14 protein-coding genes are annotated in these 15,352 nt (G+C 46.4%); 9 read left to right on the forward strand and 5 right to left on the reverse strand.

The annotated features are described in order from the left end of the window. The first annotated feature begins 33 nt into the window (after positions 1-33). On the forward strand, positions 34-393 hold the full coding sequence (locus tag ACMCM8_RS09345; protein WP_412722381.1) for an Hpt domain-containing protein: 360 nt from the start codon (positions 34-36) through the stop codon (positions 391-393). Positions 394-440: 47 nt separating this feature from the next. Here ACMCM8_RS09345 and ACMCM8_RS09350 read toward each other — a convergent pair whose 3' ends face one another. Further along, complete coding sequence (locus tag ACMCM8_RS09350) at positions 441-1,439, reverse strand: adenosine deaminase (protein ID WP_412722382.1); 999 nt, start codon at positions 1,437-1,439, stop codon at positions 441-443. A 396-nt stretch (positions 1,440-1,835) separates the two neighbouring features. Here ACMCM8_RS09350 and ACMCM8_RS09355 point away from each other — a divergent pair, with 396 nt between their 5' ends. Continuing rightward, on the forward strand, positions 1,836-3,167 hold the full coding sequence (locus ACMCM8_RS09355) for an NCS2 family permease (RefSeq protein ID WP_412722383.1): 1,332 nt from the start codon (positions 1,836-1,838) through the stop codon (positions 3,165-3,167). Positions 3,168-3,263: 96 nt separating this feature from the next. On the opposite strand, the gene ACMCM8_RS09360 is transcribed toward ACMCM8_RS09355, so the two are convergent. From ACMCM8_RS09360 to ACMCM8_RS09370, 3 genes are all read right to left on the reverse strand, one after another. Beyond that, positions 3,264-3,521 (reverse strand): DUF3862 domain-containing protein, encoded by a 258-nt coding sequence (locus ACMCM8_RS09360; RefSeq protein ID WP_412722384.1) that lies wholly within the window; start codon positions 3,519-3,521, stop codon positions 3,264-3,266. Positions 3,522-3,621: 100 nt separating this feature from the next. Next, complete coding sequence (gene puuE, locus ACMCM8_RS09365) at positions 3,622-4,548, reverse strand: allantoinase PuuE (protein ID WP_412722385.1); 927 nt, start codon at positions 4,546-4,548, stop codon at positions 3,622-3,624. Position 4,549: 1 nt separating this feature from the next. After that, a complete protein-coding gene (locus ACMCM8_RS09370) occupies positions 4,550-5,194 on the reverse strand; it encodes a TetR/AcrR family transcriptional regulator (protein ID WP_412722386.1) in 645 nt (214 codons plus the stop codon). 413 nt (positions 5,195-5,607) lie between these two features. Here ACMCM8_RS09370 and xdhA point away from each other — a divergent pair, with 413 nt between their 5' ends. The 7 genes from xdhA to ACMCM8_RS09405 are packed head-to-tail and all read left to right on the forward strand — an operon-like array spanning position 5,608 to position 13,765. Further along, positions 5,608-7,053, forward strand: coding sequence for a xanthine dehydrogenase small subunit (gene xdhA / locus ACMCM8_RS09375; protein ID WP_412722387.1), 1,446 nt, complete (start codon positions 5,608-5,610; stop codon positions 7,051-7,053). Beyond that, positions 7,046-9,463, forward strand: a complete 2,418-nt coding sequence (gene xdhB, locus ACMCM8_RS09380; protein WP_412722388.1) for a xanthine dehydrogenase molybdopterin binding subunit — start codon at positions 7,046-7,048, stop codon at positions 9,461-9,463. Before xdhA ends, xdhB begins: the two co-directional genes overlap by 8 nt. Next, a complete protein-coding gene (gene xdhC, locus ACMCM8_RS09385) occupies positions 9,453-10,313 on the forward strand; it encodes a xanthine dehydrogenase accessory protein XdhC (RefSeq protein ID WP_412722389.1) in 861 nt (286 codons plus the stop codon). The genes xdhB and xdhC overlap by 11 nt, the downstream gene beginning before the upstream one ends. Then, positions 10,300-10,818, forward strand: coding sequence for a 2-oxo-4-hydroxy-4-carboxy-5-ureidoimidazoline decarboxylase (gene uraD, locus ACMCM8_RS09390; protein WP_412722390.1), 519 nt, complete (start codon positions 10,300-10,302; stop codon positions 10,816-10,818). Before xdhC ends, uraD begins: the two co-directional genes overlap by 14 nt. 17 nt (positions 10,819-10,835) lie before the next feature. Then, positions 10,836-11,168, forward strand: coding sequence for a hydroxyisourate hydrolase (uraH, locus tag ACMCM8_RS09395; protein WP_412722391.1), 333 nt, complete (start codon positions 10,836-10,838; stop codon positions 11,166-11,168). A 5-nt stretch (positions 11,169-11,173) separates the two neighbouring features. After that, complete coding sequence (gene guaD, locus ACMCM8_RS09400) at positions 11,174-12,469, forward strand: guanine deaminase (RefSeq protein ID WP_412722392.1); 1,296 nt, start codon at positions 11,174-11,176, stop codon at positions 12,467-12,469. Between the two features lie 15 nt (positions 12,470-12,484). After that, positions 12,485-13,765 carry a urate hydroxylase PuuD gene (locus ACMCM8_RS09405; RefSeq protein WP_412722393.1) on the forward strand — a complete coding sequence of 427 codons (1,281 nt, stop codon included), beginning with the start codon at positions 12,485-12,487 and terminating at the stop codon, positions 13,763-13,765. A gap of 35 nt (positions 13,766-13,800) precedes the next feature. Here ACMCM8_RS09405 and ACMCM8_RS09410 read toward each other — a convergent pair whose 3' ends face one another. Next, entirely contained in the window at positions 13,801-15,132 is a 1,332-nt protein-coding gene (locus tag ACMCM8_RS09410) for a diguanylate cyclase (protein WP_412722394.1), read from the reverse strand. Between the last annotated feature and the right edge of the window lie 220 nt (positions 15,133-15,352).

Below are 15,352 nucleotides of genomic sequence, written 5' to 3' on the forward strand. Positions count from 1 at the left end.
TATTGTTATCATCTATGACTAATCGGTGCACTCATGACGCAACAGGATTTCAATGACCACATTGAACTGTGGAACAGAACAGCCGCGCTTAGCAGACTCGCAGGAAATGAAAATTTGCTTGATCGCATAGTGCAAATGTACTTGGACCAAGTTGAGCAAAAACAAATGGACTTGAGAAGCGCGATTGAAGCTAAAAACGTCGAAGCCATACGCTTTCACAGTCATTCAATGAAAGGGGTATCCGGTGATGTGGGAGCGGATGCCGTTAAGCAGAAATCGGCAGACATTGAAAATCTCGCCAAGCAAAACCAGCTCGATACTATTTCTCATCAGATGACTCAATTAGATGATCTTATCGCAGCAACCACTCAAGTGATGCAAGGCGAACGCTAATACCTCAATTCGCCCTATTTTATCCACGGTAAGGTTCTCTGACTCATTCAGTACTCAGCAATTTGGGCGATATAATGCGCCTTTTGCTCGTCGCTTAAAAAGCTGGCTTTAAAACTGTTAATTGCCAGCGTCTTAATGGTGCTCTCATCCATGCCCAATGCGTTGTAGAGCGCTTCATAATTCGCATTCAAAAAGCCGCCAAAATAAGTGGGATCATCCGAGTTAACTGTAACCAAAAGTCCGGCTTCAAGAAGCTTAAGAATATTGTGCTCGCGCATATCGTCAATGACACAGAGTTTGAGGTTACTTAATGGGCAAACGGTCAACGGAATCTGCGAGGTTTTGAGATAATCCATCAGGGCTTCGTCTTCCTGACATCGTACACCGTGGTCAATGCGATCAACGTTTAACAAGCGAATCGCTTCCCAGATATACGACGGTGGGCCCTCTTCACCTGCATGCGCCACTATCTTAAAGCCCAGTGCTTTGGCTTTTTTAAATACCCGTTCAAATTTGGAAGGAGGATGTCCCAACTCTGAGCTGTCTAAACCTACCGCAGTGATATGCGAATAGTAGGGCTCGGCTGCCGCCAATGTCTCTAATGCAGCACTTTCGGGAAGGTGCCGGAGAAAAGACATGATAAGCATACTACTGATGCCATAATCCCCTTGCGCCTTGCGCATTGCCTTGATAAACCCAGGCATAAACACGTCAAAACCTATGCCCCGCGCCGTATGAGTTTGAGGATCAAACATTATTTCAGCGTGAACAATATTTTCCTCATGACAGCGCTGTAAGTAGTCCCACATCAATGAGAAAAAATCATCTTCGTCAATAAGTACCCCTGCCCCAGCATAATAGATGTCCAGAAAACTCTGCAGGTCAGTAAAGTTATATGCTGCTTCTATTTCTTCGACGCTAGCGTAAGGTAATGTTACACTGTGTTTTTGCGCTAGACGCCACATTAATTCAGGCGTTAAGCTACCCTCTATATGCAGATGCAACTCAGCTTTGGGTATTTTTTTAATAATAGAAGATAACGGCATGGCCCCTCACTTGTATTTTGCACCAATGCAGTACAAATGGTTCATATTGGTGCACTATAGTTTATCTCGAATGCTTGCTGTTCACGAGTGTTAATTAGACCCCGTTGATCTTTGCTTTACATTTTAACTTACTGAGCCTGCAGGAATGTTTTGCAATTAAAATGCGTCCATGTAGACAACAATATGTATGCCACTCACCGACAGGCTTTTGGGTTGAACTGGCAGTATTACCTACATCAAGCATGGTGTTAATTGACCCAATTACTGACTTTGGGCCGTCTAGCCAAATTACGCAATACCAAGCTTGCACAAAACGCACCAACATATTGACTAATTGGTCAGTTTATTGCTTTGGAACTACAACGGCTAAAACCATAAAAACAAAGAGATCTTTAGATGTCCAACACCATAATTGAACGGCTATTTAAGCTTGAGCAACACGGCACTACTTTGAAAACAGAAGTAATAGCGGGGCTGACCACCTTCGCTGCGATGTCGTATATCTTAGTGGTGAACCCCAGTATTCTCGGTCTCAGTGGCATGCCAATAGAGGGCCTTATTACGGTAACCGCTGTCGCAGCTTGCCTTGGCACATTGCTAATGGCGCTTATGACAAATTACCCCATCGCTCTGGCACCGGGCATGGGCTTGAATGCGTTTTTCGCATTTACCATTTGTATGGGACGAGAAATCCCCTGGGAAGCAGCTCTCGGCATAGTTTTTTGGAATGGTCTGCTATTTTTACTGCTTTCCCTTACGGGAATTCGGACCCGCATTGCCGAATCAATTCCTCCCTCGCTAAAGGTGGGTGTACAATGTGGAATAGGCTTGTTTATCGCCTTTATTGGTCTGAAAAATGCCGGATTAATCGTAGACAACCCCGCCACTTTCGTTCAGTTAGGCGACCTCTCAGAGCCCGCAGTAATGTTAGCCCTTGCAGGCATAATTTTTACCATTGTGTTAATGGTAAAGCAGGTCACTGGCGCTATTTTAATTTCTATTGTTACCCTCACCATCATTGGTGCATTTGTTCCAACCGAAAATGGCATGCTAACTGCCACTCCACAAGCGGTAGTTGGGATGCCTGAATCCATCTCTTCAACCTTTATGGCGATGGACTTCTGGTACCCACTGGAGCACTTGAGTGAAACCTGGGATCTTATTTTTGCACTGATGTTTGTGAATATGTTTGACACCATAGGCACCCTCATTGGCGTATCGCGAAAAGCCAATCTACTTGACGAAAATGGTCGTTTACCCAAGATGGGGCCTGCCATGACCGCAGATGCATCAGCCAGTGTTATTGGCGCGGTGGTGGGCACATCACCGGTAACAAGCTATGTCGAGTCTGCCACAGGCGTCTCGGCAGGGGGACGAACCGGTCTAACCGCTATAGTGGTGTCTGTGTGTTTCTTGCTGTCTTTGTTTTTAACGCCATTAATGAAAGTGATCCCATTAATGGCCACTACACCGGCACTTTTGATGGTGGGGATCCTGATGATGGAATCGTTTCGTCAGGTAGATTTTGACGACTTGGGGGCACTTGCCACTGCATCAGTAGCGCTTATCGCCATGCCACTGACTTTTAGTATCAGTGAAGGTATTGCACTTGGCTTTATTACCTATGTTGGAATTAAAGTCGGTACGCGTAAATTTAAGGAAGTTACACCATTAACATACGCATTGGCGGCAGTATTTCTTATTAGATACTTACTGGATTTAAAATAGCTTCAAACAGGCATAGCACAGGCTCAATCGAGGCAAACGTAAAAAAGGTGGCAACAGCCACCTTTTTATCGAATCATCAATCAGCAGATATTAGGTTTATTGAAGGCCATCGTAAGTAAAGGTGGCGGCTTTGTCCCCCATAAATACAATTTTTACGTGCTTGGCATTTTCATCGCCCCACGTACACGCCTTAGTGCCTAAAGTCTTTGCACAATTATCGGCAGCGCCCAGGATCCCTTCCACTTCTGACTGGGTCATACCCATTTCAAGCTTATCGTAGTTTTCTTTGGTCAACTTTGAACACCCTACTAGGGTCAATGCACCAAATACTAAGGCAATTAATTTCTTGTTCATACGTTCATCCTTTTGATTAGGGCTTACCGATGCAAAAACGAACAGCAAAGATTAACAGCCCCTAGTAAAACTCAAATCACACTTATTACTCTACACACGACTATAAGCCACTGTCACTATGGTCTTTAGGATAAGTCTCCATCCAGTGACGGGCTATTTCTTCGCGGGTGGCGAGCCACACTTTGTCGTGAGACTTGATGTATTCAATAAAACGTTTCAATGCAGCAACGCGTGCAGGCCGACCAACAATACGGTTGTGTAGGCCAATTGACAACATTTTAGGCGTACTTTCCCCTTCTTCATACAACACGTCAAATGCATCTTTTAAATAAGTAAAGAATTGCTCAGCATTGTGAAAGCCCTGAGGGGTTGCAAAGCGCATGTCATTGGTGTCCAGCGTATAGGGAACCATTAACAGTGGACGGCTGTAATGACAATCGTAGTAAGGTAAGTCATCGGCATAGGAGTCTGCGCAATAAAGAATATCATCGCGCTCGGCAATCAGTTTTAGGGTATTTGGACTGGTTCGCCCGGTGTACCACCCCACTGGCTTTTTACCCGTCAGCGTCTGATGCAGTATAATGGCTTCATCTATTTGCTTGCGCTCCTGCGCTTCGTCCATGTCCTGATAATGCACCCATCTCATGCCATGACTTGCTATTTCCCACCCCGAATCCAGCATCGCCTTGACAGCTTCAGGGTGTCGTTCCATTGCCATAGTGACACCAAATACTGTGACCGGAATCTCATAGTGATTGAGTAGTCGGTGCAATCGCCAAAACCCAGCTCTGCTGCCATATTCATAAATTGACTCCATACTCAAATGGCGATCTTGGTATGCCTGAGCACCAATAATTTCAGACAAAAACACTTCAGAAGTTTGATCGCCATGCAATACACAGTTCTCTCCACCTTCTTCGTAATTGAGTACAAATTGAACTGCAATTTTGGCGTTGCCTGGCCATTGAGGGTGAGGTGGGTTTTCCCCATAGCCAATGAGATCGCGTGGGTAAGTGGATTCTGACATGTTAGTCCCTATAGGTTTCAGGCACAGCTAAACCGCAACCGCCAAGGATCAGTTTAATCACTTGTTTGGTCGCTTGCTCAAAGTCAGCTTTGGTCATCTTCTTGCCTCGCAAACGGGTAATTTGCGCAGAAAAATCGGCATAATGCTGAGTGCTTGCCCAAATGGTATACAGTAGATATTCACCTTCTACTGCCTGCAATTTGCCCGCCTCTACCCATTTATCAATCACGGCGAGTCGCCCTTTCATCCACAGCGCATGCTCTTCATCAAAGTAGCCGCTTAGGTTTTGCGCGCCATTAATAATCTCCATGGCAAATATTTTTGATGCCAAAGGGTGCGTACGAGATACTTCCATTTTCTCAGCAATATAGGCGGCTAGCACGTCAGCGGGATCATCATCAACCGTCGCCTTGTCAAAATGAGAGTTCCACTGCGAGAGGGTTTCTTCTAAAACAGCGACATAGAGCTCTTGTTTAGTTTTGAAATAGTACAGCACATTGGTTTTTGGCAGCCCAGCTTCGTCTGCAATTTTCTGAACGGCTGTGCCTTTGAAACCAAACTGTGCAAAACACTTTTCAGCGGCCTGAAGAATTTTTCTTTTATTCATAGCGCCAACGCCGGCATCAGCGCACTTTACCTTCATCATTATTATTTAAATTCCTTTGCTTTTATTATGGCAAGTGTAAGCCCGTCTCAACAATGTTGAGTGCAAAAACTAAAGTATACACAGCTACGGGCTCTGCTCCTATCTCTACATCATCTCTACTTATCGTTAGTCAAACTACTTTGCTGGGATCCCTGATTTAAATCCAGCGCTGCCAAAGCTAGCATGATACTTGCTTAGCAATATGTGTAAAAAGCGCACAATAGCGCTGTTTATCGCGCTTATCGTGACTCAATCGTTTGGTTCACAGCAAAGTAAGCAAACGGTTATCGCTATGGCCTACAGTAAGTTGGCCATTTTTTATAAGCAAGTATTTGACCATATGGTCTACTTTTATGATAAAAATACCGCTATATTAACGGGTACATGTATGAATAGAACTAGAAGGTGTGAGCATGATTCGCTTTCTTATTGACCAAGATATTGTTGAATTACAGGACGCACGCGCTGACCTCACTCTTCTACAATATATTCGCGAGCATCGCAAAAAAACCGGTACAAAAGAAGGGTGTGCAGCAGGCGATTGTGGCGCGTGTACGGTCGTACTTGGCGAGCTAAAAGCGTCTTCTTCCGGTCAGACTTCACTTTACTATCGAACCGTAAATAGCTGCATTACACTAATGAGCGCTGTACACGGCAAACAATTACTACTGGTAGAGCATTTAAGCGAAGGCGACCAATTACACCCCGTACAACAGGCATTGGTTGATCACCACGGCTCCCAATGTGGCTTTTGTACGCCGGGTTTTATCATGTCGATGTTTGCACTCTATCATACTCAAAGTGCGCCCAACCGCGATGACGTGCTACATGCGCTATCAGGTAATTTGTGTCGTTGTACCGGCTATCGCCCCATTATCGACGCCACCTTAGCGGTGTGCGAAGGACCGGTAGATGACAAATTCTCTCGGCTTAAAAGTACCACGATTACCCAACTACAAAGTATTACTGTAGAAAAACCGGGAATGGCCAACATTCTAATGCCAACCACCCGCGAAGCGTTGCGTAAAGCCATCGCTGAGCACAAAGGGGCACAGCTTGTCGCAGGCAGTACCGATCTCAGTTTGCAATTTACCCAGCAGCTCAAAAATGCCGGCACATTAATTAGTTTATCCCAGGTTGACACCTTAACATATTGCACCAAAAACGAGCATTCACTTCTTATTGGTGCAGCAACGCCGCTAAATGATGTTACGCCTCTCCTACTTGAGTGCTTCCCTCAATTGGCTGAACTTATTACTCGCTTTGCGTCATTACCTATTCGGCATCAAGCCACCATGGGTGGCAATGTAGCCAATGCCTCTCCTATTGGAGATTTGCCCCCTTTATTGTTAGCGCTAGAAGCAACCCTACATATAGATAACGGCGAAACCGTTCGAAAAATACCCATCTCGGAATTTTTTGTGGCCTACCGACAAACCACCTTGGCTGACAACGAGTGGATCGCCGCAATAGAATTGCCCTTGCAAAAGCCCCTGCAACGTCTGGCAGCATATAAAATTTCGAAGCGTTTTGAAGACGATATTTCAGCCGTGTGTGCGGTATTTAACCTCACGCTAGAAAACGGCAAAGTAACCTCGCTGCTCACCGGTTTTGGTGGTGTCGCAGCCACACCTGTTCAATGTATTTCACTTCAGGACGCATTAATCGGCAAAAAATTCGCCAGTCGCGAATGCTTGAATATGGGAAAACAACTGTTGTTTGATGCTTTTAGCCCTATAGACGATGTTCGAGCCTCTGCGCAATACCGCAAAACGGTATTGGCGAATTTGTGGCATCGTTTCTGGTTAGAAAATCAATCTACAAGCCATATCGAAACGCGGGTAGTGCAGCATGCGTAAGTTAATAGACACGGCAAATTCAGCCCATTCCAGCGCATCCGTTGTTCACGTTTCGAAACATCATGAGAGCGCCACTCGTCAGGTACAGGGCAGCGCTAACTATGTCGATGACATGATTGAGCCTCAAGGTACCCTGTATGCCGCGGTGGGGTTAAGTGAATGCGCAACTGGCGATATTACCGCCATAGATCTCAGTGCCGTTCGCGCCAGTGAAGGCGTAGTGGATGTGATCACCATTGATGATGTGCCCGGGCACAAGGACATAGGCCCTGTGTTTGAAGGTGATCCACTACTGGCAAATCAGCACATCAAATTTTATGGCCAGCCAGTATTTGCAGTGTTGGCGACCTCAGTTCAGCTTGCTCGTCAGGCCGCGCGCAAAGGCATTTTAACGGTAACACCCAATGAGCCCGTACTAAATGCCAACCAGGCCCATGCACACAAAACCTTCGTGCGTCCTACTCATCGCTTCGGGCAGTACGCTGATAAGGTACAAGGCCTTCTCGACAGTTCCCCGTATAGCGAAAGCGGAACGTTGAGTATTGGTGGCCAGGAACACATGTATTTAGAAGGTCAGGTAAGCTTAGCCATCCCTGATGAAGAAGATCGCATGAAGATCTACACGTCTAGCCAGCATCCCAGTGAAGTGCAAAAGTTAGTGGCAGAAGTGCTCAACGTCAAGCTGCATCGGGTAATGGTAGACATGCGCAGAATGGGCGGTGGCTTTGGGGGGAAAGAAACGCAGGCAGCGCAATGGGCATGTATTGCAGCATTGCTGGCGTCGCGCAATCGCTGTGCGGTGAAGCTACGTCTTCCCCGCTTTACTGATATGCACGTTACCGGCAAACGCCACCCTTTTGAAAACGCCTTTGATGTAGCCTTTGACACTACCGGTAAAATTGCTGCCACTCGGGTAACCATTAATGGTATTTGCGGCCATTCTCCGGATCTATCCGACGCCATTGTCGATCGCGCCATGTTTCATGCCGACAACGGCTACTTTCTCGGTTGCAGTGACATTGTGGGTCACCGCTTGCAAACCAACATGGTGTCACACACCGCATACCGTGGGTTTGGTGGACCACAAGGTATGATAATGGCCGAGGCCATAATCGATAAGATTGCCCGTAAGCTTGGCGTGGATCCCTTATCTGTGAGAAAACGAAATTTATATGGGCAGTCCACCGGTAACACCACGCCCTATGGCATGGAAGTAGAGCACAACCTGCTGCCTGAAATGATTGAACAGCTTGAGCAACAAGCGAACTACTGGCAACGTCGAGAAGCCATTACTGCGTTTAACCGCACCAGCCCCATTATCAAAAAGGGACTTGCCCTCACGCCCGTGAAGTTTGGTATTTCCTTTACTGCAAAACACCTTAATCAGGCAGGTGCGTTAGTACATATCTATACCGACGGCAGTATTCAGGTCAATCACGGAGGAACAGAAATGGGCCAGGGGTTACATACCAAAATTGCGCAAATTACTGCGAATGAATTTGGTGTGGACCTCGATATGATAGAAGTGACGGCGACACGCACCGATAAAGTGCCCAATACCTCGCCTACAGCAGCATCCAGTGGTACCGATTTAAACGGCAAAGCGGTGCAAAATGCCTGCTTAACATTAAAAACGCGACTGGCAGAGTGTTATGCAGCGTCGTTAGGACAATCAGACAGTGCCCCGTCAGTACAGTTTACTCACAACACAGTGCGCTTGGGCGAACACAGCATACCGTTCGCCGAACTGGTTCAAATGGCGTATTTCGAACGGGTTTCACTGTCTTCAAGTGGCTTTTATCAAACGCCCAAACTGGCCTACAACCGTGATACCGGCGAGGGTCGCCCCTTCTTTTATTTTGCTTATGGCGTGTCGTTAAGTGAAGTGTCTATTGATACCCTGACTGGTGAATACACAGTCGATAGCGTGGATATACTGCACGATGTAGGTAATAGCCTCAACCCCGCCATTGATGTTGGTCAGATTGAAGGCGGTTTTATTCAGGGTATGGGGTGGTTGACCACAGAAGATTTAAAGTGGAATAGTCAGGGCAAACTGATCAGTGAAAATATGGCTACCTATAAAATTCCTGCCATTGGCGATACGCCCAAAAGCTTTAACGTTTCTCTGTACAATAAAGCGAATTCTGAAGACAGTATTTATCACTCAAAAGCCGTGGGTGAACCACCCTTTATGCTGGCCATTTCCGTGTGGTGCGCGCTAAAAGATGCAATTTCCAGCCTATCAGGCTATACCCAGGATCCCCAATTAGATACACCGGCTACACCAGAACGAGTATTAAACGCGATAATGCAGTTGCAAACACAACTAGCAGTCCATTCAGGCTGTGAAGGTGAAGAAGGTGAAGAAGGTGAAAAAAGTGCAGCAGGAGGGCCTGATGAACATTAATACCTGGCGCCCTCACACGTGGTATGAAGGCATAGAACGCTGTCAGCAGCAAAACGAGGCGTATGTGCTTGTCACTGTGGTTTCTGCTGCCGGCTCAACCCCTCGTGACACAGGCAGTAAAATGGTGGTCACAGCCAGTGAGTGTATTGATACCATAGGTGGTGGTCATCTGGAATTTGATGCCATACAACGCGCACGGGACTATTTAGCCAAAGGTGAAACACGCACTGAGCTACACAGTTACCCGTTAAAAAGTGCATTAGGCCAATGCTGTGGCGGCGCGGTAAAAGTCCTGTTTGACGTATGCAATCTGCATCAACAGCATCTTGCGGTTTTTGGTGCCGGACACGTCGCAAAAGCCTTAATACCCATTCTCGCTCAATTGCCCGTGCATATAAAATGGATAGACAGTCGCGACGCCCTTTTTCCCCAAGAACTTCCCGGAAATGTTACTCAAGTAGTAGAAGAAGAGCCTGACTCAGAAGTGCCCCACCTGCCGCAAAAGAGTTGGTTAATTGTGCTCACTCACGATCATCAACTCGATTATCGGATTGTCGAGAAGGCGTTGGCCTACCCCACCCTATCCTTTGTGGGGTTGATTGGGTCTGACACCAAAGCCAAACGCTTTAAAACCAAGCTAACCCATCGTGGTTTTAGTGACGATGATCTGACAAGGCTGTATTGTCCTATTGGTAATAGTGACGTTCCGGGCAAACGCCCCATTGAGGTGGCAGTGTCAATCGCTGCACAGATCATTGCGCAGTTACATCTTAGCCAAGACAGTGCGCTTGTCGATAGCACAACAATGCCAAGTATCCAAGCAAAGGAAAACACCAGTGACATTAGATGAACTCAACAACATGGACAATGCCAGCGCTTCCACATGGTTTGAGCAATGCTGCGCGGCCAAAAGCTGGATTTATCATATGGTTAATGCCAGGCCCTACTCATCGCTTGAGCTAGTCGAGCAAGAGGCTAGGTCAGCGTGGGCAAAATGCAGTGACGCAGATTACCTTGAAGCGTTTCAAGCCCACCCTATGATTGGCGACATTGAGAGCTTACGAAAAAAGTTTGCTAACACAAAAGCAATTGCAGCGGGTGAGCAATCGGGTACTGCTGATGCGTCAGAAACAGTATTGCTTCAATTGAAAGAAGCCAATCAGGCCTACGTCGCCAAACACGGGTTTATCTTTATTATTTGCGCCACTGGCCTATCAGCGGAGAAAATGCTGAGTGAACTACAACACAGGTTACCTCATTCCACAGCACAGGAAATCATTAACGCCAGCGCCGAGCAGCTCAAAATTACCCTGCTACGGATTAATAAAGCTTTATCTACGGCCAGTTGTGCCTAGCCAGTAAGGACAATATTGTGAATACATTATCAAGCCACGTGTTAGACACTACATCAGGTAAACCGGCAGCGGGAATTGAACTCACCTTAACCTTACCTAATGGCGAGGTACTGACAGGCAAAACTGATGCCGATGGCCGGTTTAAGGATTGGCCCTCAGTCAGTAACGAAGGGTTTGCAGCCGGTCAGTACACCCTGCGCTTTCATTGCAAGCCCTATTTAGAGGCACATCACGGCAAAAGTTTTTACCCTTTTATCGATATTACATTTGAACTTGAAAACAACGGTGGTCATTACCATGTTCCACTGCTGATTTCTCCTTTCGGTTACAGCAGCTACAGAGGCAGCTAACAAACATGCAGCTATTCCGTGCAAGTATTGCGCACTTTCCCACGTCCACCGCCACGTTTGAAGATGATATTGCCATCTATAAAGACGGCGGCCTTGTTGTTGAAGACAAAAAGATTGTTGATGTCGGTGCGTATGACGCCATACGCGACCGCTACCCCTTAGCCACACTGAATGACTTTACAGGTAAGTGGATATTACCCGGCTTAATAGACAGCCACCTTCATTTTCCGCAAACGCAAAGCATTGCCCATTATGGTGAACAGCTACTGAGCTGGTTAGAAAACTATACCTTTCCCACCGAAATGCAATTTGCCGATCCCGACCATGCTGACAACATCGCAAAAGTGTTTATCAATCAGCTTTTAAAAAACGGGACCACCACAGGCTTTGTCTTTACCACCGTTCACAAAACCAGTAGTGAGGCCTTGTTTAACGCAGCCAGTGAAATAGATATGGCCATTGTGGCAGGTAAAGTCTGTATGGATAGGAATTGTCCCCAGACACTTCAAGACACAGCAGACACCGCGCAGGCTGATTGCGCCGAGCTAATCAATACCTGGCACAACAACGGCCGCAATCGCTATGCCCTAACGCCGCGCTTTGCGCCGACCAGTAGTGACCATCAGCTGGCTGCGTTAGGCGAGCTAGCGACCCAGTACAACGATGTATTTATTCAAACCCACTTATCGGAAAACCTAGACGAGATTGCGTGGGTGAAACGCCTATTTCCCCGCGCCGAGGGTTACCTTGATGTATACGACAACTACAATCTGGTGCGTGAGCGCTCGGTATTCGGTCACGGTATACACTTAACCTCACAAGAATGGGCACGATTAGGTGAGACCAATGCAACCGTTGCGTTTTGTCCAACGTCCAATCTTTTTTTGGGCAGTGGGCTGTTCGACTTAACGACGGCGCGCGCGCATAACGTGCATGTGGCATTAGCCACAGACGTGGGCGCAGGCACCACGTTTAACATGTTCAAAACCTATGGTGATGCCTACAAAGTCAGTCAACTGCGCAACGCGCCAATCAGTCCATTCGAGGGTTTCTATTTAATGACACAAGGTGCTGCCGTAGCGCACCAGTTGGACGCAGAAATTGGCAATTTAAATCCAGGTAGTGTGGCAGACTTCATTGTAGTAGAGCCCAGATTTGATGAACTCACTGCACTTCGCATCAAAGCTGACGCCGCCTTCGACGATGTCTTTTTTGCCTTGGGTATATTGGGTGACGATAGGGCCATTGAACAAACCTGGATAAGTGGTCGCTGTTGTTACGATAAAAAATCGCTGCAGTAAATAAGGAGAATAATAATGCCGTGGTTAGATTGGTTAAGTCTTTTTGTGCGTTGGTTTCACGTCATTGCTGGTGTCGCTTGGATTGGCGCATCGTTTTATTTTATCTGGCTTGATAATAACCTGCGCACACCGCCTCAATGGAAACAGGATAAAGGCATTAAAGGCGACCTTTGGGCTATCCACGGTGGCGGATTTTACGAAGTCGCTAAATACGCCTATGGCCCGGAAAAAATGCCTGACACACTGCATTGGTTTAAATGGGAAGCCTATACCACCTGGCTCTCGGGTTTTGCTTTACTGATTATAGTTTACTATTTTGGTGCGTCTGCTTATCTAATTGATCCCAGCGTGAAAGCCCTGTCTCCGAGCATGGCAATTTCACTTGGCCTTGGCTTGATATTTGGTGGATTAGCGCTTTATGAACTGGCCTGTCGCAGCCCGTTGGCCAACTACCCACTGGCCTTTGGTGTTGGACTGGTACTGCTTATTTGTGTGGCCAGCTATTTGGCTACCCAGTGGTTCAGTGGTCGCGGTGCGTACATTCACGTAGGTGCACTTATTGGCTCTATCATGGCGGGCAACGTGTTTTTTAATATCATGCCAAACCAGCGTAAGATGGTAGCGGCAGTGGCCGGTAAGCAAGATATCGACCCGCAGTGGGGTGCCAGCGCAAAATTGCGTTCCGTGCACAACAACTACTTTACCTTGCCTTTGCTGTTTATCATGATTTCAAATCATTACCCCATGACCTATCAGCATCCGCAGAGCTATTTAGTACTGATTGCCATTATGGCTACTGCAGCGTGGATAAGACACTTTTTCAATTTACGCCATGTTGGCCGCACCAAGCCTGGAATTCTCATTTCAGGTGCAATAGCCATGGCGGCTATCGCCGTTTGGGTGTCTTGGCCACACACTGCACCGCATGAAACGTCAACAGTGCCGGCTCACATCAGTACTACGGTCACTGCTTCTAACGCTGAACTCAATGCAAAAAGCGCTGGTATCGATGGGTCCAATGGGGAGTCTCACAGCGATGGTTCTGAGTTGAACGCACAGGTGTCGCAAATTATTGCCCAGCATTGTGTAAGCTGTCATTCAAGAAAACCCACCGATGACATTTTTAAGGTCGCACCGTTAGGGGTGGTGCTTGATTCCTGGCAGGATATTGAACGCTATGCACCGCAAGTGGTAAGAAGAACAACGGTGACGAAAGATATGCCGTTTTTAAATAAAACCAATATGACCGAAGCAGAAAGACAACGCATCGCGCTCTGGTTTGCCCAACGACAGTGAAAACAAAGTGCGGCATTGAATAAATGTCGCACTAATTACACAGCATCCTCTATGTTATCGCCAACATCAGGGGCTGTACTGGTAGGCAACTCACTTTCTTTAGCATCATCTGTCTCAATGCCATGACGACGTTTTTTCTGATACATCGCCTCATCGGCCATATCAAGCCATGCTTGTACTGAACCAATCCCACTGTTCCACTCTATCCATCCTAAACTGAATGCGATAGGCAGCGAATGGCCATTATCCAGCGTTAAACCAAAGGGATTACACAATACTCGCTCAAAAAATGCTTCCGCTTCTTTGTCTTCAGTGCCGTAAAGTAAAATGACAAATTCATCCCCCCCTATGCGTCCGAATCGATCGCTTTCTCTAAGGAGTTTCCCCATCGTACTAGTAAAATGAATAAGGGCTTTATCGCCCACTGTATGCCCAAACTCATCATTAATCCCCTTGAAATTATCGAGATCGACATACACCAGCGTGGACTTTTTTTGTCCCCGCTGCATTCTGCGGATCTCGCTGTTAAGCTGATTAAAAATTTCTCTGCGATTTGCAAGTCCGGTCAGGCTATCGGTTTTTGAAAGCCTTTCAAGTTTAGCCACTGCACTCATCAAGGCTTGTTGCTGTGCTTTTTCCTTTGTAATGTCATCTGCAGTGCCCAGTATTAAACTCTGTTTTTCACTGGCGTCATAAATTAAGCTGCCTCTATCGTGAAGGTGCTTTACTTGACCGCTGGAATCAAAAATCCGGTATTGAATGTCCCAATTCTGCAATGGGCGCTGATTGAATATTTTCGCTACACGTGACCGGTCATCGTCATGGATGTGATTAATAAACGCGGTTGGCTTGCAGAACAATTCGTATTCATTGCGACCGTAAATGTTGTTATAGCCATCGTTTACATAGTGCAGTTTGCTCAAATCGGGTGTCGCTACCCAAATGAAAGTCCTTTCTGAAAAGGCACTTACAATTTTGCTAAATAATGCATCCACTTTGAACAGTTCAGTTTCTATGCGCTTTTTCTCATCAATGTCCTCCACAACCGAGATAAAATACTCAGGGTTACCTCGACCATCGCGCACCAGAGAAACCGTAAGTTTCCCCCAAATTAACTGCCCATCACTTCGCACATACTGTTTTTCCAATGCGTAGTTATCTACTTCACCTTTTAATAAGCGCTCTAAGTGAGCGAGATCAGCATGTAAATGATCGGGGGCGGTTAATTGTTGAAAATTCAATTGGGTTAGTTCATTGCGCGGATAGCCTAAAAACTCGCATAACTTTTTATTTACGCGAATAAACCTACCATCTAATCCCACATGTGCGAGTCCCACGGCACAAAAATGAAACGTCTTCTCAAACATGGGGCATAGCTCCACTTAACAACTGCATTCCTTTGCCTCTTATGCTATAAAAGTTGAGCCCTTAATTGCTGGGCTAACCCACGATAAGTTTAATTTTTAGTCTATTTCAAAGTATAGACTAACATTGCCAAAGAATAAGGGGCAATCTTTCTTGGGTTTCTTATATTGTCTTATTTGCGTGTATTTTGCAGCACAGTTGGCGTTTTACACGGCGTATTTC

The organism is Alteromonas sp. D210916BOD_24 (genome assembly GCF_047159385.1).
Taxonomy (GTDB): domain Bacteria; phylum Pseudomonadota; class Gammaproteobacteria; order Enterobacterales; family Alteromonadaceae; genus Alteromonas.

Coding starts and splice junctions, on each gene's coding strand:
- ACMCM8_RS09345 (WP_412722381.1), top strand. CDS start 34: ATGACGCAACAGGATTTCAATGACCACATTGAACTGTGGAACAGAACA.
- ACMCM8_RS09350 (WP_412722382.1), bottom strand. CDS start 1,439: ATGCCGTTATCTTCTATTATTAAAAAAATACCCAAAGCTGAGTTGCAT.
- ACMCM8_RS09355 (WP_412722383.1), top strand. CDS start 1,836: ATGTCCAACACCATAATTGAACGGCTATTTAAGCTTGAGCAACACGGC.
- ACMCM8_RS09360 (WP_412722384.1), bottom strand. CDS start 3,521: ATGAACAAGAAATTAATTGCCTTAGTATTTGGTGCATTGACCCTAGTA.
- puuE (WP_412722385.1), bottom strand. CDS start 4,548: ATGTCAGAATCCACTTACCCACGCGATCTCATTGGCTATGGGGAAAAC.
- ACMCM8_RS09370 (WP_412722386.1), bottom strand. CDS start 5,194: ATGATGAAGGTAAAGTGCGCTGATGCCGGCGTTGGCGCTATGAATAAA.
- xdhA (WP_412722387.1), top strand. CDS start 5,608: ATGATTCGCTTTCTTATTGACCAAGATATTGTTGAATTACAGGACGCA.
- xdhB (WP_412722388.1), top strand. CDS start 7,046: ATGCGTAAGTTAATAGACACGGCAAATTCAGCCCATTCCAGCGCATCC.
- xdhC (WP_412722389.1), top strand. CDS start 9,453: ATGAACATTAATACCTGGCGCCCTCACACGTGGTATGAAGGCATAGAA.
- guaD (WP_412722392.1), top strand. CDS start 11,174: ATGCAGCTATTCCGTGCAAGTATTGCGCACTTTCCCACGTCCACCGCC.
- ACMCM8_RS09405 (WP_412722393.1), top strand. CDS start 12,485: ATGCCGTGGTTAGATTGGTTAAGTCTTTTTGTGCGTTGGTTTCACGTC.
- ACMCM8_RS09410 (WP_412722394.1), bottom strand. CDS start 15,132: ATGTTTGAGAAGACGTTTCATTTTTGTGCCGTGGGACTCGCACATGTG.